Consider the following 21,499-nt stretch of genomic DNA (forward strand, 5'->3'; position numbering starts at 1 on the left):
CGTTATTATGCGTTCTTCCTAACTAACTCTCATAACCGAGAGAAATCATTGAAAAGTGCAAGCCCCATTAACAGCACCAGCAGAATCGAGCCAATGCGATAACAAAAGTCTTGAACCCGCTCGGATACCGGTCCGCCCTTGATCTTTTCGATCGCAAGGAACAGCAGATGCCCCCCGTCAAGTACGGGCAACGGAAACAGGTTAATTATCCCTAAGTTCACGCTAATAAGCGCAAGGAACGGCAGGTAATAAACAACCCCGAGTTCCGCTGTCATCCCAGCCCCCTTGGCGATAGAGATCGGCCCACTGAGGTTGTTCAGTTTCACATCACCGGTGATCAATTTTCCCAGCATACTGACCGTCAGCTTCATCAATTGCCACGTTTTGTCCGTGGCCTCAACGATGGCGTTGAACGGTCCATACTGGCGTACAACTTTATACTCGTCTGGCAAAGGAATGACTTTCGGCTCAATGCCTGCAAAACCAATCGCTTTACCCTTACCCGGTTTGCTCTCCGGGATTAATGTCAAAGACAAGGGACTCCCCTGTCTTTCGATATCTAACGCTAATGGTTTATCCGGGTTATCCCGGACAAGCATCACAAACGTCAGCCATTGCGTTAATGGCTGACCATCGACTTTAACGATCCTGTCGCCTGCTTGCAAACCCGCCTTACTTGCCGCTGAGTTTGGTGACACATTTTCCAGTACAGGTTCAATTTGCGGACCACGAGGGCGAATTCCCAAAGAAGATACCGGATCTTCCTTATCAGGCTCAAACGCCCAGTTTCGCAAATCAAGCTTTACATCTCGTCGTTGATCGCTGCCAAAAGGTGCCACCGTAAGGGTGGTGCTTTCGTCGCCGATTTTGTCAACCAGTTGTAAGCGCACGGCATCCCAATCAGGCGTTTCGATACCATCTACAGCTTTTAGTTCCGTGCCAGGTACAATTTGTGCTTGTGCGGCAATCGAGTTGGCTGATATTTCACCAACAACCGGACGAACGCCGGGAACACCAATGATAAAAACCAGCCAGTAAGCAAAGATAGCAAAAATGAAGTTTGCAACCGGACCTGCGGCGATTATCGCTGCACGCTGGCCAACAGTTTTATTGTTGAAGGCATGGTGGCGAAGTTCCGGAACAACCGGTTCTGCGCGTTCATCCAGCATTTTGACATAACCGCCCAGGGGGATCAGGGCGATGACATATTCGGTGCCGAGTTTGTCAGTGCGGCGCCAGAGCGCCTTACCAAAACCTATTGAGAAACGCTCAACGCGAACACCACAGCGCCGGGCAACCCAGAAATGACCAAATTCATGCACGGTGATAAGCACACCCAGTGCAACAATGAACGAAGCCAAATCCCAGAGAAAACTCAGCATAATACCTTCCGTTAAAGCGTCCTGAATACCAGCAACAACAGGCAAGCAAAGACCGGCACCGCAGCCGTCAGGCTATCAATACGATCTAAAATACCACCGTGTCCTGGAATTAAATGACCGCTGTCCTTAATTCCTGCTTCGCGCTTAAACATGCTCTCAGTTAAGTCGCCGAGCACAGAAGCTAACGCTGCGACAATGGAGCAAATGAGTAAGGTGACGGGTGCGACGTCGAGATTCGCCCACATACCATAACCCCATGAGATTACTGCTGCGGTCGCGAGTCCGCCAATAAAACCTTGCCAGGTTTTACCCGGAGAAACCTTCGGCGCCAGCTTATGTTTGCCAAATAATTTGCCAAACATATATGCCCCTGAGTCAGCTCCCCAGACCAGGATCATGACATAGAGCAGCCATATCGCGCCACTGTAATGATTCTCGTCATAGTGCCAGGCACGTAACGTCAGCATGCCCCAAAAGAAAGGCACAATGGTTAATACACCGAAAATAATGCGTAACGTTTTAGAGTTGCGCCAGATTGCCGCCGAACCGGGGTAAAATAGCACCAATAATAACGCAACACCCCACCAACCAAGCGAAGCCCAAAGTGAGACTTCAACCAGTGGTTGATGAATATTCCGATGATATTCCGGCAATAGAAAAAGCATCAGCGCCAGCAATAACCCGCACAGCACCGCCAGCCATACCCGCTGCGAGCGAGTGGTAAAACCGCTAAGCTGTCCCCATTCCCACGCCGCCAGCATACAAACTACCAGCGTAACAATGGCGAACCCCACCGGCGGCAACAAAAACAGCGCCGCGATGACTACGGGTATTAAAACAAAAGCAGATATCAGGCGATACTTCAGCAAAAGCGACCCCCATCAGGCTGTTTCATCACCGGGCTCGGTGCCGCCGAAACGACGCTCACGATTAGCAAAGGCATTTAACGCCCCTTCAAAGTCTTGTTCATCGAAATCGGGCCAAAGAACATCTGTAAAGTAAAGTTCGGCATAGGCAATTTGCCAAAGCAAAAAGTTACTAATGCGATGCTCCCCCCCAGTCCTAATTACTAAATCTACAGGGGCCAGTTCATGCATACAGACATGCTGGTTAAGCATCTCTTCATCTATCTGATCCGGTTGCAGGTTTCCTTGCTGCACCTTTTCAGCCAGTTGCCTGACTCCCTGGGCAATATCCCAACGTCCACCGTAGTTCGCCGCAATATTTAGCGTCAGACCGGTATTCCCGGCAGTTAACGCTTCAGATTTACGAATACGTTCTTGCAAACGCGAGTTAAAGCGACTGGTATCGCCAATAATACGCAGACGCACGTTATGTCGGTGCAGGCTTTTTACTTCGCTATCAAGCGCCCACACAAACAGTTCCATTAACGCACTGACTTCCTGCGCTGGTCGGTTCCAGTTTTCACTACTAAAGGCATACAGCGTTAACGCCTCAATACCGTTGTTGGCCGCAAAAGAGACAGCCCGGCGGACGGATTTTGCCCCGGCTTTATGCCCAAAGGCACGAATCTTCCCTTGCTTTTTTGCCCAGCGACCATTGCCGTCCATAATGATCGCAACATGGCGACAGCCATGTGCTGGCAATTTTTCGCTAAGTGGTTGAGTAGCAGACAACATCACGCGTTTTTTATTCCCTGATAGGGTTTACGGTACTCAGGAATACTGAAGCCTATACAAAAAAAAGCCGTGTAAAACCACGGCATATCTGACCTTACAAAGCCAACTACTGACGATCAGATGGCGCAGACTATATCACTGAAGCCCTACGCTAACAAATAGCACGACTCTCTGTAGCCGGATTATCCTCAGCTTGCGAGACGCATCACCTCTTTTCTGGCGACCTCACGCGCATTGGCATCAACAGACAACACATCGTCCACACATTGTGGTTCGCGCATATCCATTTTTTCCAGCACGGATAAATTCAACGCGGCGATATCCGTAAAGCGGATTTGTTGCGCAAGAAAGGCTGCAACAGTGATTTCGTTTGCGGCATTCAATGCGGTCGTCGCTGCCTGGCCCTGTTCGAACGCCTTCATCGCCAGTTTCAGGCATGGATAACGCTCATAATCCGGTGCGGCAAATGTCAACGCACTTAATTTGCAAAAATCGAGCGGCTTCACGCCAGAGTTCACGCGATTCGGCCATGCCATGGTGTGGGCAATTGGCGTACGCATGTCGGGTTCGCCCAGTTGCGCCAGAACGCTACCGTCCTGATAACGCACCATCGAGTGAATCACTGACTGCGGGTGAATCAGCACTTCCATCTGGCTGGCGCTGGCGTTAAACAACCAGCGAGCTTCAATGTATTCCAGACCTTTGTTCATCATGGTAGCCGAATCGACAGAAATTTTACGTCCCATCGACCAGTTCGGATGACGGCATGCTTGATCGGGCGTCATTATTGCCAAATCGCGCAAGGGCGTCTCACGGAAAGGGCCACCAGACCCGGTAAGTAAAATGGACACCACGCCATTTTGTTCAAGGTCAGCGTATCCCAGATTATGCTGAATAGGTTGCGGTAAACTCTGAAAAATGGCGTTGTGTTCGCTATCGACCGGTAATAACTGTGCTTTACTCTGCTTTACTGCGTCCATAAACAGACGTCCGCAGGTGACCAGTGTTTCTTTGTTTGCCAGCAGGATGGTTTTACCGGCGCGGATCGCGGCAAGGGTAGGTAACAGGCCAGCAGCGCCCACAATCGCCGCCATCACCTGATCAACATCTTCAAGCGCCGCCATATCGCAGGCAGCTTGTTGCCCGCTTAAGACTTCGGTGCGGCTACCCTGTTGCTGTAGCATCGTTTTAAGAAGTTTCGCACTCGCTTCATCGTCCATAACGGCATAGCGGGGAGAGAACTCCAGGCACTGTTCTACCATGCGAGTGACATTTTTGCCTGCCACCAACGCAACTACGCGGAAGTGTTCGGGATTATGGCGCACCACGTCCAGCGTGCTGCAACCAATCGAGCCGGTCGAGCCCAGAATGGTGAGTTGCTTCATGAAACATCCAGAGTTGAGACAGAATAAAAAGCAAAACGCCGCCAGCCGATCCGCAAGGATCTACTGAGCGGCGTTTTTTGTCGTTCAAGAAATCAGAACTGCATCAGTTCTGCTTCTTTGTCTGCCAGCGCCGCTTCAATTTTCTTGATTGCAGCATCAGTCAGTTTCTGTACATCGTCCTGAGAACGGCGATCGTCGTCTTCGCTGATCTCTTTTTCTTTCAACAGTGCTTTCACTTTGTCGTTCGCATCACGACGCACGTTACGTACTGCAACACGCGCCTGTTCAGCTTCGCCACGAACGATTTTGGTCAGATCTTTACGACGCTCTTCCGTCAGCGGCGGCAGCGGAACACGAATGTCGCTACCCGCAGAGTTCGGGTTCAGGCCGAGATCGGACGCCATAATCGCTTTTTCAACGGCCGGAGACATTGAACGGTCAAACACGTTGATTTTCAGAGTACGGGAATCTTCTACCGTTACGCTTGCCAGCTGACGCAGCGGCGTTGGCGTGCCGTAATATTCCACGACAATGCCATCCAGCAGGCTGGGAGAAGCACGACCCGTGCGTATTTTGCTGATTTGGGTTTTGAACGCTTCAACGCATTTGTCCATGCGTACTTCAGCATCTTTTCTGATATCGCTAATCACGTTACGAATCCTTGAAAACTTGTCTCAGTCAGACCAGACAGTCACACACAGTGGAAGTGTGCTAAGTATAGCCCTGATTAAACATATTACGGGTAATTGTCTGGATTATTAGGCTATTTTATTTGCCATTTTGGCCCCGGGCAGTGCTCGCCATCCTCACGTACTTATGTACGCTCCGGTTGCTGCGCGCTGGCCGTGACCAGACTGCCTGCAACAATAACGCCTTATAACCAGACTTACGCCCCCGCGATACTTATGCGGAATCTTACCCTTATTTATCCATCACGGGAATTATTCCGTGATTAATGTTCCTTCTTTTTCACCCATTACCACACGGCGCAGTGCACCCGGTTTGTTCATGTTGAAAACACGAATCGGTAATTTGTGGTCACGAGCCAGCGTAAAGGCCGCCAGGTCCATGACTTTCAGCTCTTTTTCCAGCACTTCGCTGTAAGTCAGCTGCTCATACATAGTTGCAGTTGGATCTTTCGCTGGATCAGCGGTAAACACACCATCAACTTTGGTCGCTTTCAGCACCACATCGGCTTCAATTTCGATACCGCGCAGGCAAGCTGCGGAGTCAGTGGTGAAGAATGGATTACCCGTACCGGCGGAGAGGATCACCACACGGTTGTTACGCAACAGGCTGATTGCTTCTGCCCAGCTGTAACTGTCGCACACGCCATTCAACGGAATAGCGGACATCAGACGAGCGTTCACATAGGCGCGGTGCAGTGCATCACGCATTGCCAGACCGTTCATTACGGTAGCCAGCATCCCCATGTGGTCGCCCACAACGCGGTTCATACCCGCTTTCGCCAGACCAGCGCCACGGAACAGGTTACCCCCACCAATCACCACACCAACCTGAATACCTAGTTCAACCAGCTCTTTAATTTCCTGAGCCATGCGATCCAGTATGCTTGCATCAATACCGAAGCCTTCCGTGCCCTGCAGAGCTTCGCCACTCAACTTAAGCAGAATGCGTTTATAGACGGGTTTTGCATTGGTAGCCATGTTTCTTTCCTGAGACTGTCAACGATTGAAATGAATTAATACCAGCGACATTGTACGTCGCTTTTCAGCGCAGCCCCATAAGGGTTAGCTGAATTTACAAGATGGGCGCAAAAAGAAGCCGCCCTCAGGCGGCTCCTTTTCGATAATTAAGACTGCTTGGACATCGCAGCAACTTCTGCTGCAAAGTCAGTCTCAACTTTCTCGATGCCTTCACCTACTTCGAAGCGGATGAAGCCAGTCACTTCAGCGTTATGCTCTTTCAGCAGCTGACCAACAGTTTTTGCCGGTTCCATAACGAACGGCTGACCGGTCAGAGAAACTTCGCCGGTGAATTTCTTCATGCGGCCTTCAACCATTTTCTCTGCGATTTCTTTCGGCTTACCAGACTGCATCGCGATGTCCAGCTGTACCTGGTATTCTTTCTCTACCACTTCAGCGGATACGTCTTCTGGTTTGATGAATTCTGGTTTGCTTGCAGCAACGTGCATAGCGATGTGTTTAACCAGCTCTTCGTCAGCGCCTTTAGCAGCAACCAGAACGCCAATACGCGCACCGTGCTGATAAGAACCCAGAACATCGCCTTCCAGCGCAGCAACGCGGCGAATGTTGATGTTTTCACCAATTTTCGCTACCAGCGCAACACGTTCTTCTTCGAACTGTGCTTTCAGAACTTCAACGTCAGTGATTTTGCCAGCTACAGCTGCGTCCAGAACTTTGTCTGCGAACGCCTGGAAACCAGCGTCTTTCGCTACGAAGTCAGTCTGGCAGTTAACTTCCAGAATGATGCCGTAGTTGCCGTCGATTTTGGTTTTGATCACGCCGTCAGCAGCAACGTTGCCTGCTTTTTTCGCTGCTTTAATAGCACCGGACTTACGCATGTTTTCGATTGCCAGCTCGATGTCGCCGTTAGCTTCAGTCAGTGCTTTTTTGCAATCCATCATGCCTGCGCCAGTACGCTCACGCAGCTCTTTTACCAGGGATGCGGTAATTTCAGCCATTCTAAAATCCTCGGAGATGTGATCTGCCCGGCGTTAAACCGCACAGATATAAAAGTGAAAAAGGGGGCCATATGCAGGCCCCCTAACCAAACGTGTACTACCTGGTCTATAAGGGCTCTCCCCCCTTCATATTTCGCGCCGTAGATGCGTTGTCTTCGCTCGCTCATCCCGGTCACTTACTGATGTAAGCTCCCGGGAATTCTCGAGCTTGCCGCCTTTCTGCAACTCGAACTATTTTGGGGGAGTTATCAAGCCTTATTACTCAGCTTCTACGAAGCTTTCTTCCGCCTGGGAAGCCAGATCCTGAGAACGGCCTTCACGTACGGTTGCAGCAACAGCGCCCAGGTACAGGGTCACAGCACGGATTGCGTCGTCGTTACCCGGGATAACGAAGTCAACACCGTCCGGATCAGAGTTGGTATCAACGATAGCAAATACCGGAATACCCAGGTTGTTTGCTTCTTTGATAGCAATGTGTTCGTGGTCAGCATCGATTACAAACAGAGCGTCCGGCAGACCGCCCATGTCTTTGATACCGCCCAGGCTGTTTTCCAGTTTCTCCAGCTCACGAGTGCGCATCAGCGCTTCTTTCTTGGTCAGCTTTTCGAAAGTACCGTCCTGAGACTGAGTTTCCAGGTCTTTCAGACGTTTGATGGACTGACGAACGGTTTTCCAGTTAGTCAGCATACCGCCCAGCCAGCGATGGTTCACGAAGAACTGGTCGCAGCTCAGAGCAGCGTCTTTCACCGCTTCGCTTGCAGCGCGTTTAGTACCAACGAAAAGGATTTTACCTTTGCGAGAAGCAATCTTGTTCAGTTCAGCCAGAGCTTCGTTGAACATCGGTACAGTTTTCTCAAGGTTGATGATGTGAACTTTGTTACGCGCACCGAAGATGAACGGCTTCATTTTCGGGTTCCAGTAACGGGTCTGGTGACCGAAGTGAACACCAGCCTTGAGCATGTCGCGCATGGAAACAGTTGCCATGATTAAAACCTCTATATAAAAGTTGGGGTTATGCCTCCACGTATCCCATATTACCGACCCCAAAGGGCACCCCGGAATATGTGCCGATACGTGTGTGTTGTTACACAAAGTGAGATTGTCGCTTCCGTCCAGTCTGTGTATACGAAATGGATCGGAAGTCCGGCGCGCTTTATACCACAAATACGTTGCGGACACCAATAATTGTTGGCGCTGTGTACAGCACCAGACGATGAATTTTCTATTATAGAAAACGTTCAGTGGCACGTTTGGCGAAATTCAGAATGATTCTCAATTTGCCCGGGTGTGATACCATTGACAGCACTTACATATATATTGTCGGTATCACCGACGCTGATGGACAGAATTAATGGCTATCTCAATCAAGACCCCTGAAGATATCGAAAAAATGCGCGTCGCTGGCCGCCTGGCTGCCGAAGTGCTGGAGATGATCGAACCGTATGTTAAACCGGGCGTCAGCACCGGCGAGCTGGATCGCATCTGTAATGATTACATTGTTAATGAACAACACGCGGTTTCTGCCTGCCTCGGCTATCATGGTTATCCGAAATCTGTTTGCATCTCTATTAATGAAGTGGTGTGCCACGGTATTCCGGACGATGCCAAGCTGCTGAAAGATGGCGACATCGTTAACATCGATGTCACCGTTATTAAGGATGGTTTCCACGGCGATACCTCGAAAATGTTTATCGTCGGTAAGCCAACCATCATGGGCGAACGCCTGTGCCGCATCACACAAGAGAGCCTGTACCTGGCGCTGCGTATGGTGAAACCAGGCATCAATCTGCGCGAAATCGGTGCAGCGATTCAGAAATTTGTCGAAGCAGAAGGCTTCTCTGTCGTTCGTGAATATTGCGGGCACGGTATTGGTCGCGGCTTCCATGAAGAACCGCAGGTGCTGCACTATGACTCCCCTGAAACCAACGTCGTGCTGAAACCAGGGATGACATTCACTATCGAGCCAATGGTCAACGCGGGTAAAAAAGAGATCCGCACCATGAAAGATGGCTGGACGGTAAAAACCAAAGATCGCAGCTTGTCTGCACAATACGAGCATACTATTGTGGTGACTGATAACGGCTGCGAAATTCTGACGTTACGCAAGGATGACACCATCCCGGCGATAATCTCGCACGACGAATAAGAGGAAGACAAACGCAAAAATGCCTGATGCGTCCTACCTTCTCCATTTGCAAGGAGTTGTAGGCTGGATAAGGCGTTCTCGCCGCATCCGGCATGAACAAAGCGCACTTTGTCAACAATCTGAAGCCGGCGAATGCCGGCTTTTTTAATGTGATAATGTAATCTTATGGGTGGCGCACGATGAATACCCTTCCAGAACAGTACGCAAATACCGCTCTCCCCACCCTGCCCGGTCAACCGCAAAATCCATGCGCCTGGCCCCGTGATGAATTAACTGTCTGTGGGATAAAAGCCCATATTGATATTTTCCAGCGTTGGCTGGGTGATGCCTTTGATAGTGGGATCTCCGCTGAACAATTGATTGAAGCCCGCACTGAATTTATCGACCAGCTCTTGCAACGGTTATGGATTGAAGCAGGATTCAGCCAGATCGCCGATCTGGCGCTGGTCGCCGTCGGTGGCTATGGTCGTGGCGAGCTGCATCCGCTTTCAGACGTCGATTTACTGATCTTAAGCCGTAAAAAACTTCCGGACGATCAGGCACAAAAAGTGGGCGAGCTGTTAACGCTGCTCTGGGATGTGAAGCTGGAAGTCGGTCATAGCGTGCGCACGCTTGAAGAGTGCTTACTGGAAGGATTATCAGATTTAACCGTCGCAACCAACCTGATCGAATCCCGCTTGTTAATTGGCGATGTAGCGCTATTTCTCGAACTGCAAAAGCATATTTTCAGCGAAGGATTCTGGCCGTCCGATAAGTTTTACGCGGCGAAAGTTGAAGAACAAAACCAGCGCCATCAGCGTTATCACGGCACCAGCTACAATCTTGAACCAGACATCAAAAGCAGCCCCGGCGGCTTGCGCGATATCCACACTCTGCAATGGGTGGCCCGCCGTCATTTTGGCGCAACATCACTCGATGAAATGGTCGGATTTGGCTTCTTAACGTCTGCGGAACGTGCAGAGCTAAATGAGTGTTTGCATATTCTCTGGCGAATTCGCTTCGCCCTGCATTTGGTGGTCAACCGTTACGATAATCGCCTGTTATTTGATCGCCAGCTTAGCGTTGCCCAGCGTCTGAATTACGGTGGCGAAGGTAACGAGCCTGTCGAACAGATGATGAAGGATTATTTTCGCGTTACGCGCCGCGTTAGCGAACTTAACCATATGCTATTGCAACTGTTCGACGAGGCTATCCTCGCCCTCCCTGCCGACGAAAAACCACGTCCAATAGACGATGAATTTCAGCTACGCGGCACGCTTATCGATCTGCGCGATGAAACGCTGTTTATGCGCCAACCAGAAGCGATATTACGCATGTTCTATACGATGGTGCGCAACAGTGCGATCACCGGCATTTACTCCACCACACTGCGTCAGTTACGTCATGCCCGTCGCCATCTGCAACAACCGCTGTGCAATATTCCGCAAGCGCGAAAGCTATTTTTGAGCATTCTGCGTCACCCTGGTTCGGTGCGTCGTGGACTGTTACCGATGCATCGCCATAGCGTGCTCGGTGCCTATATGCCGCAATGGTCGCATATCGTCGGGCAGATGCAGTTTGACCTGTTCCACGCCTACACGGTGGATGAACATACTATTCGCGTGATGTTGAAACTGGAGAGTTTTGCCAGTGAAGAAACGCGCCAGCGCCATCCGTTGTGTGTGGATGTCTGGCCGCGATTGCCGTCACCTGAGCTTATCTTTATCGCCGCACTGTTTCACGATATCGCCAAAGGGCGCGGCGGCGACCACTCTATACTCGGCGCACAAGACGTAGTGCATTTTGCCGAGCTCCACGGGCTGAACTCGCGCGAAACGCAACTGGTAGCCTGGCTGGTTCGCCAGCACTTGCTGATGTCGGTCACCGCCCAACGCCGCGATATTCAGGACCCGGAAGTCATCAAGCAATTTGCCGAAGAAGTGCAAACGGAAACCCGGCTGCGCTATCTGGTATGCCTGACAGTGGCCGATATTTGCGCCACCAACGAAACACTATGGAATAGCTGGAAGCAAAGCCTGCTGCGCGAACTCTATTTCGCCACCGAAAAACAGCTACGACGCGGGATGCAAAACACGCCGGATATGCGCGAACGGGTTCGCCATCACCAGCTTCAGGCGCTGGCGCTGCTGCGCATGGACAATATCGACGAAGAGGCGTTACACCAGATTTGGTCACGTTGTCGCGCCAACTATTTTGTCCGCCATAGCCCAAATCAACTGGCCTGGCATGCGCGCCATTTATTACAGCATGATTTAAGCAAGCCGCTGGTATTGCTTAGTCCGCAAGCCACACGCGGCGGAACGGAGATATTTATCTGGAGTCCGGACCGCCCCTATCTGTTTGCTGCCGTCTGTGCCGAATTAGACCGCCGCAATTTAAGCGTTCACGACGCACAAATTTTCACCACTCGCGACGGTATGGCGATGGATACCTTCATCGTGCTGGAACCAGATGGCAGCCCGCTGTCCGCTGATCGCCATGAAGTCATTCGTTTTGGACTTGAGCAGGTACTGACGCAAAGTAGCTGGCAGCCACCACAGCCGCGTCGTCAACCGGCCAAACTACGTCACTTTACTGTTGAAACCGAAGTGACGTTTTTGCCTACCCATACCGACCGAAAATCATTCCTCGAACTGATCGCTCTCGACCAACCTGGACTACTGGCCCGAGTTGGGAAAATTTTTGCCGATCTGGGAATTTCGCTTCATGGCGCTCGAATTACAACCATTGGCGAGCGAGTAGAAGATTTATTCATAATCGCCACCGCTGATCGGCGCGCACTTAATAACGAGTTGCAGCAGGAAGTGCATCAGCGGTTGACAGAGGCCCTCAATCCAAACGATAAAGGGTGATGTGTTTACTGATATGAAAAGAGTTTAACAATGCAGCAGTTACAGAACATTATTGAAACCGCTTTTGAACGCCGTGCCGAGATCACGCCAGCCAATGCAGACACCGTTACCCGCGAAGCGGTAAATCAGGTGATCGCCCTGCTGGATTCCGGCGCACTGCGTGTAGCGGAAAAAATTGACGGTCAGTGGGTGACGCATCAGTGGTTGAAAAAAGCGGTGCTGCTCTCTTTCCGTATTAATGATAATCAGGTGATCGAAGGGGCAGAAAGCCGCTACTTCGATAAAGTGCCGATGAAATTCGCTAACTACGATGAAGCGCGTTTCCAGAAAGAAGGCTTCCGCGTAGTGCCACCAGCGGCAGTGCGTCAGGGCGCATTTATCGCCCGTAATACCGTGCTGATGCCATCTTACGTCAACATCGGCGCATACGTTGATGAAGGTACGATGGTTGATACCTGGGCCACTGTCGGTTCCTGTGCGCAGATTGGTAAAAACGTCCACCTGTCTGGCGGTGTAGGCATCGGCGGTGTACTGGAGCCGTTGCAGGCTAACCCGACCATTATTGAAGATAACTGCTTCATCGGCGCACGTTCTGAAGTCGTTGAGGGCGTGATTGTCGAAGAAGGTTCCGTCATTTCCATGGGCGTATACATCGGTCAGAGCACCCGTATTTACGACCGTGAAACCGGCGAAATCCATTACGGTCGCGTACCGGCAGGTTCTGTGGTGGTATCCGGCAACCTGCCGTCGAAAGATGGCAAATACAGCCTCTACTGTGCGGTTATCGTTAAGAAAGTTGACGCGAAAACTCGCGGTAAAGTTGGTATTAACGAACTGCTGCGTACCATCGACTAAAAGTATGCACACGGGCAGCACGACGCTGCCCGATTTTTTTGCAGGGATGAGCGATGATTTCACGCCGACGATTTTTGCAGGCTGCCGCCGCGACGTTAGCCGCGGGCTCAGGTTTCGGTTATATGCATTACTGGGAACCTGGCTGGCTTGAATTAATCCGTCACCGCCTCGCCTTTTTTAAAGACAACGTTCCACCTTTCAAAATCCTTTTTCTGGCAGATCTCCATTACTCTCGTTTTGTTCCTCTAAGCCTGATTTCTGACGCGATTGCTCTTGGCGTAGCACAAAAGCCCGATTTGATATTGCTGGGCGGCGATTACGTATTATTTGATATGCCGCTGAATTTTCCGGCGTTTGCTGACGTACTCTCCCCCCTTGCCGAATGTGCGCCGACGTTTGCCTGCTTCGGCAACCACGATCGCCCTGTTGGTACAGAGAAAAATCGCTTAATTGGCGAGGCGTTGCAATCGGCGGGCATCACGGTGTTGGTTAACCAGGCAACCGTGATCGCCACGCCGAACAGGCAATTCGAACTGGTAGGCACTGGTGATTTATGGGCCGGACAATGCAAACCGCCTCCCGCCAGCGAAGCCAATCTGCCACGACTGGTGTTGGCGCATAATCCCGACAGCAAAGAAGTCATGCGTAATGAAAAGTGGGATCTGATGCTTTGTGGTCACACTCACGGCGGTCAGTTACACGTGCCATTAGTTGGCGAACCTTTTGCGCCAGTTAAAGATAAACGCTATGTCGCAGGGTTAAACGCTTTTGGCGAACGACACATCTACACGACTCGAGGTGTGGGAAGTTTGTATGGCTTGCGTCTGAACTGCCGTCCGGAAGTGACAATGCTGGAACTGGTGTAGAACATGAATGATATCGCCAGAATAAAGCAGGTAATTTTTTTAATTTTACGCCATGATAGAAGTCTGGAAGAAAAAGGCTTTCTGCGATCACAGTCGAGCCGGGCGGGCCAGGCCAAATGCTAAGATAAGCACAATTTACTGACTCATTTTGAGGTAACGCTATGTACGACAATCTGAAAAGTCTGGGTATTACCAATCCTGAAGAAATTGATCGTTACAGCCTCCGGCAGGAAGCCAACAACGATATTCTGAAAATCTATTTTCAGAAAGACAAAGGCGAGTTTTTCGCTAAGAGCGTGAAGTTTAAATATCCGCGTCAGCGCAAAACAGTGGTCGCCGATGGTGTGGGTCAGGGTTATAAAGAAGTGCAGGAGATCAGCCCGAATCTGCGTTATATCATTGATGAGCTTGATCAAATCTGCCAGCGTGACCGCAGCGAAGTTGATCTTAAACGTAAGATCCTCGACGACTTACGTCACCTGGAGTCAGTAGTAACCAATAAGATCAGCGAGATTGAAGCCGATCTGGAAAAACTGACGCGTAAATAATCCCGAACAGACAGTTAGCTCGGGCAATCCCCTCTTCCCTTCGGGGTGAGGGGAACAAGCCAGCGCCGCCTCGACCTTAACGCGTAACCTACCGCTCTTCATCCAGTTGCAACGCAACATACAGCAGCAACCTGTCATCAAAATTGCCCAAATCCAGCCCGGTCAGTTCCGATATACGATTAAGCCTATACTCCAGAGTATTGCGATGGATAAACAGCGCCTTTGACGTTGCCAGCGGCTGCACATTATGGCGAAACCACGCTGCCAGCGTCCGCCGCAGCAAGCCATTATTATCCATCGCTTTTAGCCGTGCCAGAGGACGCGCCAGTTCGTTGGCTTGCCAGTCGCCACGTAAACTGTCGAGTAATACTGGCAGCATCAGATCCTGATAAAAATAGCAGCGACTTTCTGGCATCCGCTGTTTACCCACTACCATCGTTGTTTTCGCCGTACGATAAGAACGCGCAATACTGCCAGCGCCGGTAAAATAATTGCCCAGTGACACGCGAAAACGCAACTGACCGTACTCCTTCATACGAGTAATAAGTTGCTCTACTCGCTTACGATGGTCCTCAGCATCCCAGCGCCCAAACGTATTCAATGCCGGTTTCAGCACCACCATTTCGGTTAGCGAGACTATCGCCACCAGATTGTTGCGTTCCGGCGTGGTGAGTGCATTTTGCAGTTGCTGTAGTTCCGCCATCGCGCTGTCCACGCCAAGCTGGCCGCTATCGACCTCGACAATGGCCACCACGCGGGGTTGATTGAGATCGATACCCAGTCGTTGCGCCCATTCGGTTAACGCTGGCGTATTTTCTTCAGCCTGAATCAGATGCATGACTAACTCTTCACGCAGTCGGCTATCCTGCGCCAGCAGGTGCATCAACCGCGACTGTTCCAGCATCATCTCCGCCGTCATACAGACCAGTTCACCATATTTGCGCAAATGCTCCGGTTCACCGGTCAGGCCGATAACGCCGACAATCTCGCCTTCCAGCCGTAACGGCAGGTTAATCCCCTGACGTACACCGTGCAGATGGCGCGCTACCGCATCATCGATATCGACCACCCGCCCTTGCGACAGTACCAGTAATGCACCTTCGTGCAATTCACCAATACGCTCACGATCGCCGCTGCCGATAATTCGCCCGCGAGCATCCATTACGTTGATATTGGTATCGATGATGCGCATGGTACGCGCCACGATATCCTGCGCCATTTTGGTATCAAGATGCCAGCCAGCCATAAGCCCTCCGTTGTGCACGGTTTAGCATAAGGAAGTACGCAACGCACAGCATTGTGCAAATGCACAAAGGACGACAGAGAAATATGGAGTTGTGGAGGGGGTCACAAATTGAAAAGAGAACCCCTTCCCGTTTGCAGGAAGGGGTTGAGGGAGATTACTGCATTAACAGGTAGATGGTGCTATCGCCGCGCTGAATGTTCAGCGCCAGCACTGACGGCTTGCTGTCGAGAACTTTACGCAGTTCAGCGATGTTTTTCACTGTCTGCTGGTTCGCGCCAATAATCACATCACCTTTTTTCAGGCCAATCTGCGCAGCCGGAGTACCGGTTTTCACGTTGTTCACGACCACGCCCTGATCTTTGCCTTTGTTGCTCATTTCAGCGCCTTCAATGCCGTTGAAGATAGAGCTGGAATCAACCTGATTCTGGCTGCTCTGCTGCAGTTCCAGATTCACGTTGACCTGCTTACCATCGCGCAGCAAGCCCAGGGTCAGTTTGCTGCCCACCGGCATAGTCCCCACCTGAGCACGCAGCGCGGCAAAGCTGCTGATCGGCTTACCGTTCAGTGAGGTGATCACATCACCCGCTTTAATACCCGCTTTTGCAGCAGAAGAGTTCGGCAGAACCTGGCTTACGAAAGCGCCACGCTGGGCGTCAACTTTCATTGCTTTCGCCAGCTCAGAGTTCAGCTCGGTCCCCATAATGCCCAACTCACCGCGTTTCACCTGGCCGTATTCCACCATCTGCGAGGTCAGGTTTTTCACCATGTTGCTCGGGATAGCAAAACCGATACCGATGTTACCGCCGTCTGGTGCAAGGATCGCGGTGTTAATACCGATCAGTTCACCGTTCAGGTTAACCAGCGCACCACCGGAGTTACCCCGGTTGATTGCTGCGTCCGTCTGGATGAAGTTTTCGTAGTTTTCGGCGTTCAGACCGCTACGCCCCAGCGCAGAGACAATCCCGGAAGTTACCGTCTCGCCCAGACCAAACGGGTTACCAATTGCGACGGTGTAATCACCCACGCGCAGCGCATCGGAATCCGCCATCTTAATCGCGGTCAGGTTTTTCGGGTTCTGGATCTGGATCAGCGCGATATCAGAGCGCGGATCTTTGCCGACCATCTTCGCGTCGAACTTACGGCCATCGCTCAGTTGAACTTTAATGACCGTCGCATTATCGACAACGTGGTTGTTAGTCACGACATAGCCTTTATCGGCATCAATGATGACGCCAGACCCCAGCGCCATGAATTTTTGTTGCTGGCCACCGCCGTTACCACCTTGTCCACCACCCTGACAGAACGGGGAGCTCTGGAACGGAGAACCTTCCTGGCAGAACGGGGAATCATCACCGAAGAACTGCTGGAAATTACGCGGCATACGCGGCGTATTAACGGTTGTGCTACCTTCTACGTTAATGCTGACCACTGAAGGCATCACCTTTTCGAGCATCGGTGCAAGGCTTGGCATCTGCTGGGCTGTCGTTGCTGAAGAAGTCTCAGCCGCCGTTGCAGAGAGCGGAGATAACGCCAAACCTAAACTCAGAGCCAGTGCACTCAGTGCTAATGTGGTTTTTTTCATGTATTTCAGTCTCGATTAACAGATAACGCAAAATTGCTGTGTTCTTCAGATTCGTTTTATAGCGCGAAGTTCCGAACTAAAGTTTCTGCAAAAAGTAAAAATTTATTGTCCGTCTTTACAAAAGCCTGGTTATTGTTCTACGGCCATCAGACGGCGGTATTCATCCCACGCATAAAGGTCTGTCATACCGCTGATATAATCCTGTAACAGCCGGCAGCGGTAATAATATTCCCATAGCGGGAACTCAGGTGAATCTGACGATAATTTACTGACAGCCTCAACATAGGCCAACCGATGACGCGTTGAGAGCTTATGGAATAAACGCGTTTCAATAGGGAAACGTTTCACACGTTCTTTTTCAACAAGTTCGGTAAAGTCTGATAACGACATGTTTAACAACGGTCGATATATCTCTAATAAACCGCTAATCACCCGGTAGCCCTGCAATTCAAGCTGCTCGACATCTGGATGGCTAAACACATGTTTTACAGCGACATTTTTATATAACTTCAGCAACTGGCTACATTCGCTGGCATCCTCTAACAGTGCATGATTAAAGGTTCCGGCAAAAATTGCAGGTAAGTTATCAATAAATCGTTGTGCCGCATACGGCACCAGTTTATTTAAGGTATTTACGCGTAAATACATAAAAAACTGATCTTCCGTGCTACGACTTAAGCTATTTGAGCGCGACTTTTCCCAGGCATTTTCTACCACCTGCGCAAACAGAGAACCGTTCTCATGCTGGCCCCACGCTTCATGCAGATGATGATAAAGCTGTTCAACGGTAAATATTCTTTTTTCTACCGCATCTTCAAGGTCAGCCACACAATAAGATATATCGTCGGCAGCTTCCATAATCCACGTTAATGGGAAGCGACTGTAAAGTGCTAAATTAAGTTCTTTACGTAAACGCGCAATATAGAATTCTTCAGAAAGGTAGTAGCCCGGCTTTTTCATTAAATAATCGTGAGTCTCGGGCGTTTCGCCGCGCCACCACGCCGGACGGGTATATTTTAAAATACCGCCGACCTGAGCCCAGGTAAGATTCATCCGCATCAATGTATGCACCAGACGAATACCCTGTGCGTTACCTTCAAAATGACATAAGTCCTGACGAATTTTTCGCCGCAGGTCGTTAAGTGACTCCTCCCCTTCCCTCAATCGCAACGCCGCCACGCTACAGCGATCGTCGGTTAATGGCTGGCTTTCGGCATCCGCCGGGTACAAACGCTGACGGAACCAGTCATTAATAGCTGCCTCGCCAAAATGACCAAACGGCGGATTTCCTATGTCATGCATCAGACACGACATTTCGACAATGCTTTCAAACGGCCCGGTCAACTCGTCCAGACCGTAAGCCTCCAGCAATTTAAGCTCTTTCAGGCGGCTTAAAATCTCTTTAGCGATATAACGCCCCACCTGCTGAACTTCCATAGAATGGGTAAGACGCGTGCGCACGGCAGCATTGCGCTCAAGTGGGAAGACCTGGGTCTTTTGTTGCAGACGGCGAATCGCCGGGGAGTTGATAATACGCCCGCGATCGCTCTCGAAGATCCGCAGGATCTCATGTTCAGTTTTAACGCCCTGCGGTGAACGATAACGACGATGCCAGTTTATTTTATTTCGGAAATCAATCTGTGCCATGTCCTCTCCCGCGTGAGAAATACGCTTCCCCTCAAGCGCATGATAAACTATGCCTTCAAATCGAGCTTATCGCGAGTAAATCTATGAAAATCGGCATCATTGGTGCAATGGAAGAAGAAGTTACGCTGCTGCGTGACAAAATCGAAAACCGTCAAACTATCAGCCTGGGCGGTTGCGAAATCTATACCGGCCAACTGAACGGAACCGAGGTTGCGCTTCTGAAATCAGGCATTGGTAAAGTCGCAGCGGCGCTGGGTGCAACTCTGCTGCTGGAACACTGCAAGCCTGATGTGATTATTAACACCGGTTCCGCGGGTGGCCTGGCGCCAACGCTGAAAGTGGGCGATATCGTTGTCTCGGACGAAGCACGTTATCACGACGCGGATGTCACGGCGTTTGGCTATGAATACGGTCAACTGCCTGGCTGCCCTGCAGGCTTCAAAGCTGACGATAAACTGATCGCTGCCGCCGAGTCCTGCATTGCCGAACTGAATCTTAACGCTGTACGTGGCCTGATTGTTAGCGGCGACGCTTTCATCAACGGCTCTGTTGGTCTGGCGAAAATCCGCCACAATTTCCCGCAGGCCATTGCAGTAGAAATGGAAGCGACGGCTATCGCTCACGTTTGCCACAATTTTAACGTCCCGTTTGTGGTGGTGCGCGCCATCTCTGACGTCGCCGATCAACAGTCTCACCTTAGCTTCGACGAGTTCCTGGCCGTTGCTGCCAAACAGTCCAGCCTGATGGTTGAGTCACTGGTGCAGAAACTGGCTCATGGCTAAGTCACTCTTCAGGGCGCTGGTCGCCCTGTCTTTTCTTGCGCCACTGTGGCTCAACGCCGCGCCGCGTGTCATCACACTTTCCCCCGCTAACACCGAACTCGCATTTGCCGCCGGGATCACGCCGGTAGCGGTCAGCAGTTATTCCGACTATCCGCCAGAAGCACAAAAAATAGAGCAGGTTTCCACCTGGCAAGGGATGAATCTGGAACGTATTGTGGCGCTAAAACCCGATCTGGTCGTAGCCTGGCGCGGGGGTAACGCCGAGCGGCAAGTTGACCAGCTTGCTTCGCTGGGAATAAAAGTGATGTGGGTCGATGCGACAAGCATTGAACAAATTGCCGATGCGTTACGTCAACTGGCCCCGTGGAGCCCGCAACCTGACAAGGCCGAGAAAGCCGCGCAAACCTTGCTGGAACAGTATGCGCAACTCAAAGCTAAATTCGCCGATAAGCCTAAAAAACGTGTTTTCTTACAATTCGGCATTAATCCGCCGTTCACCAGCGGAAAAGAGTCGATTCAGAACCAGGTACTGGAAGTTTGCGGTGGAGAAAACATCTTTAAAAACAGCCATGTTCCCTGGCCGCAGGTTAGCCGCGAACAGGTATTAGCACGCGCGCCACAGGCAATTGTCATCACTGGCGGATCGGACCAAACTCCTAAAATCGAGCAATACTGGGGTGAACAGCTCAAAATTCCCATTATTCCTCTCACAAGTGACTGGTTTGAACGTGCAAGCCCACGTATTATCCTCGCTGCACAACAACTCTGTAATGCGCTTTCACAAGTGGATTAGCGCCTGACCTTTTCAGGTGCTCAGTGGGGATTGAACAATGCTCGTCTATTGGCTGGATATAGTCGGCACAGCGGTATTTGCCATCTCCGGCGTTTTACTTGCCGGAAAATTGCGTATGGACCCTTTTGGCGTCCTGGTATTAGGCGTGGTTACCGCGGTAGGCGGTGGAACCATTCGCGACATGGCGCTGGATCACGGTCCGGTATTTTGGGTGAAAGATCCCACCGATCTGGTCGTTGCAATGGTAACCAGCATGCTGACGATCGTCCTGGTACGCCAGCCAAGACGCTTGCCGAAATGGATGCTGCCGGTGCTGGATGCTGTTGGGTTGGCAGTCTTTGTTGGCATTGGCGTCAACAAAGCCTTTAATGCGGATGCGGGTCCATTGATTGCGGTATGTATGGGTGTTATTACGGGCGTTGGCGGCGGGATCATTCGCGATGTACTGGCGCGCGAAATCCCCATGATTTTACGTACAGAAATCTACGCAACAGCCTGTATTATCGGCGGTATTGTCCACGCTACGGCTTATTATACGTTTTCCGTCCCGTTAGAAACGGCCAGTATGATGGGGATGGTGGTAACGCTATTGATTCGACTGGCAGCTATCCGTTGGCATCTTAAACTGCCGACGTTTGCGCTGGATGAGAATGGGCGTTAAAGAGAGTAGATGTGCCGGATAGCTTATCCGGCACATTAACAGCAGATTAGATGCTGAAGGAAGAACCGCAACCACAGGTGCTTTTCGCGTTCGGGTTGGTCACGATGAAACGCGAACCTTCCAGTCCTTCAGTATAATCAACGGAACCACCAACCAGATATTGCAGGCTCATTGGGTCAACGACCAGGCCAACGCCCTGTTTTTCGATGGTCATATCGCCTTCGTTCACCTGATCATCAAAGGTGAAACCATACTGGAAGCCGCTGCAACCGCCACCGGTGATATATACGCGTAATTTCAGATTCGGGTTATCTTCGTCAGCGATCAGGCTTTTAACTTTGTTGGCTGCTGCGTCGGTAAACTCCAGCGGCAGTGCTACGTCATCACTCATATTTTGCTCCAAACGACATCGGCAATTGGGCAAATTCTAACCCAATAATAATCGCCAT

General features: G+C 50.9%; 21 protein-coding genes. 8 read left to right on the plus strand and 13 right to left on the minus strand.

Annotated elements, in window-relative coordinates:
* Positions 1 to 29 precede the first annotated feature (29 nt).
* The 8 genes from rseP to rpsB all read right to left on the minus strand — a co-directional run bounded on the left by rseP (position 30) and on the right by rpsB (position 8,056).
* A complete protein-coding gene (gene rseP, locus FEK43_RS04065) occupies positions 30 to 1,382 on the minus strand; it encodes a sigma E protease regulator RseP (protein WP_130217326.1) in 1,353 nt (450 codons plus the stop codon).
* Positions 1,383 to 1,393: 11 nt separating this feature from the next.
* Positions 1,394 to 2,251, minus strand: coding sequence for a phosphatidate cytidylyltransferase (gene cdsA / locus FEK43_RS04070; protein WP_130205024.1), 858 nt, complete (start codon positions 2,249 to 2,251; stop codon positions 1,394 to 1,396).
* Positions 2,252 to 2,263: 12 nt separating this feature from the next.
* A complete protein-coding gene (ispU, locus tag FEK43_RS04075) occupies positions 2,264 to 3,022 on the minus strand; it encodes a (2E,6E)-farnesyl-diphosphate-specific ditrans,polycis-undecaprenyl-diphosphate synthase (protein ID WP_112014149.1) in 759 nt (252 codons plus the stop codon).
* A gap of 188 nt (positions 3,023 to 3,210) precedes the next feature.
* The gene (gene ispC / locus FEK43_RS04080; protein ID WP_135406076.1) at positions 3,211 to 4,407 is read right to left on the minus strand and encodes a 1-deoxy-D-xylulose-5-phosphate reductoisomerase; all 1,197 of its coding nucleotides are present in this window, start codon (positions 4,405 to 4,407) and stop codon (positions 3,211 to 3,213) included.
* Positions 4,408 to 4,499: 92 nt separating this feature from the next.
* Positions 4,500 to 5,057, minus strand: coding sequence for a ribosome recycling factor (gene frr / locus FEK43_RS04085; protein ID WP_000622419.1), 558 nt, complete (start codon positions 5,055 to 5,057; stop codon positions 4,500 to 4,502).
* 291 nt (positions 5,058 to 5,348) lie between these two features.
* The gene (gene pyrH / locus FEK43_RS04090) at positions 5,349 to 6,074 is read right to left on the minus strand and encodes a UMP kinase (RefSeq protein ID WP_000224573.1); all 726 of its coding nucleotides are present in this window, start codon (positions 6,072 to 6,074) and stop codon (positions 5,349 to 5,351) included.
* 146 nt (positions 6,075 to 6,220) lie between these two features.
* Positions 6,221 to 7,072, minus strand: coding sequence for a translation elongation factor Ts (gene tsf, locus FEK43_RS04095; protein WP_000818112.1), 852 nt, complete (start codon positions 7,070 to 7,072; stop codon positions 6,221 to 6,223).
* A gap of 258 nt (positions 7,073 to 7,330) precedes the next feature.
* Positions 7,331 to 8,056, minus strand: coding sequence for a 30S ribosomal protein S2 (gene rpsB, locus FEK43_RS04100; protein ID WP_000246884.1), 726 nt, complete (start codon positions 8,054 to 8,056; stop codon positions 7,331 to 7,333).
* Positions 8,057 to 8,423: 367 nt separating this feature from the next.
* Here rpsB and map point away from each other — a divergent pair, with 367 nt between their 5' ends.
* From map to FEK43_RS04130, 5 genes are all read left to right on the plus strand, one after another.
* Positions 8,424 to 9,218, plus strand: coding sequence for a type I methionyl aminopeptidase (map, locus tag FEK43_RS04105; RefSeq protein WP_001018190.1), 795 nt, complete (start codon positions 8,424 to 8,426; stop codon positions 9,216 to 9,218).
* A gap of 179 nt (positions 9,219 to 9,397) precedes the next feature.
* A complete protein-coding gene (gene glnD / locus FEK43_RS04110) occupies positions 9,398 to 12,070 on the plus strand; it encodes a bifunctional uridylyltransferase/uridylyl-removing protein GlnD (protein WP_135406075.1) in 2,673 nt (890 codons plus the stop codon).
* A 30-nt stretch (positions 12,071 to 12,100) separates the two neighbouring features.
* Entirely contained in the window at positions 12,101 to 12,925 is an 825-nt protein-coding gene (gene dapD / locus FEK43_RS04115; protein ID WP_001186656.1) for a 2,3,4,5-tetrahydropyridine-2,6-dicarboxylate N-succinyltransferase, read from the plus strand.
* Between the two features lie 53 nt (positions 12,926 to 12,978).
* Positions 12,979 to 13,791: a phosphodiesterase YaeI gene (yaeI, locus tag FEK43_RS04120; RefSeq protein ID WP_130205018.1), complete on the plus strand. Its 813-nt coding sequence runs from the start codon at positions 12,979 to 12,981 to the stop codon at positions 13,789 to 13,791.
* A 161-nt stretch (positions 13,792 to 13,952) separates the two neighbouring features.
* A complete protein-coding gene (locus FEK43_RS04130) occupies positions 13,953 to 14,339 on the plus strand; it encodes a DUF3461 family protein (protein ID WP_000272188.1) in 387 nt (128 codons plus the stop codon).
* A gap of 88 nt (positions 14,340 to 14,427) precedes the next feature.
* Here the strand turns inward: FEK43_RS04130 and cdaR are convergent, their stop codons facing one another.
* The 3 genes from cdaR to dgt all read right to left on the minus strand — a co-directional run bounded on the left by cdaR (position 14,428) and on the right by dgt (position 18,814).
* Positions 14,428 to 15,585: a DNA-binding transcriptional regulator CdaR gene (gene cdaR, locus FEK43_RS04135; RefSeq protein WP_130217332.1), complete on the minus strand. Its 1,158-nt coding sequence runs from the start codon at positions 15,583 to 15,585 to the stop codon at positions 14,428 to 14,430.
* A 154-nt stretch (positions 15,586 to 15,739) separates the two neighbouring features.
* On the minus strand, positions 15,740 to 17,167 hold the full coding sequence (gene degP / locus FEK43_RS04140) for a serine endoprotease DegP (protein WP_130205012.1): 1,428 nt from the start codon (positions 17,165 to 17,167) through the stop codon (positions 15,740 to 15,742).
* Between the two features lie 129 nt (positions 17,168 to 17,296).
* Positions 17,297 to 18,814, minus strand: a complete 1,518-nt coding sequence (gene dgt, locus FEK43_RS04145; RefSeq protein ID WP_130205010.1) for a dGTPase — start codon at positions 18,812 to 18,814, stop codon at positions 17,297 to 17,299.
* Between the two features lie 83 nt (positions 18,815 to 18,897).
* Between dgt and mtnN the strand changes: the two genes are divergently transcribed.
* From mtnN to FEK43_RS04160, 3 genes are read left to right on the plus strand one after another with little or no spacing between them, the layout of a single operon-like run.
* Positions 18,898 to 19,596 (plus strand): 5'-methylthioadenosine/S-adenosylhomocysteine nucleosidase, encoded by a 699-nt coding sequence (gene mtnN / locus FEK43_RS04150; RefSeq protein ID WP_064525028.1) that lies wholly within the window; start codon positions 18,898 to 18,900, stop codon positions 19,594 to 19,596.
* Positions 19,589 to 20,389: a vitamin B12 ABC transporter substrate-binding protein BtuF gene (gene btuF / locus FEK43_RS04155; protein WP_130205008.1), complete on the plus strand. Its 801-nt coding sequence runs from the start codon at positions 19,589 to 19,591 to the stop codon at positions 20,387 to 20,389. The genes mtnN and btuF overlap by 8 nt, the downstream gene beginning before the upstream one ends.
* A 37-nt stretch (positions 20,390 to 20,426) precedes the next feature.
* Complete coding sequence (locus FEK43_RS04160; protein WP_064525034.1) at positions 20,427 to 21,050, plus strand: TRIC cation channel family protein; 624 nt, start codon at positions 20,427 to 20,429, stop codon at positions 21,048 to 21,050.
* A 46-nt stretch (positions 21,051 to 21,096) separates the two neighbouring features.
* Here FEK43_RS04160 and erpA read toward each other — a convergent pair whose 3' ends face one another.
* Both erpA and yadW read right to left on the minus strand, forming a co-directional pair.
* Positions 21,097 to 21,441, minus strand: coding sequence for an iron-sulfur cluster insertion protein ErpA (erpA, locus tag FEK43_RS04165; protein WP_001295564.1), 345 nt, complete (start codon positions 21,439 to 21,441; stop codon positions 21,097 to 21,099).
* The gene (gene yadW / locus FEK43_RS04170; protein WP_120795373.1) at positions 21,434 to 21,499 is read right to left on the minus strand and encodes a small protein YadW; all 66 of its coding nucleotides are present in this window, start codon (positions 21,497 to 21,499) and stop codon (positions 21,434 to 21,436) included. Before yadW ends, erpA begins: the two co-directional genes overlap by 8 nt.

This window comes from Escherichia sp. E2562 (assembly GCF_005781075.1).
Classification (GTDB): domain Bacteria; phylum Pseudomonadota; class Gammaproteobacteria; order Enterobacterales; family Enterobacteriaceae; genus Escherichia.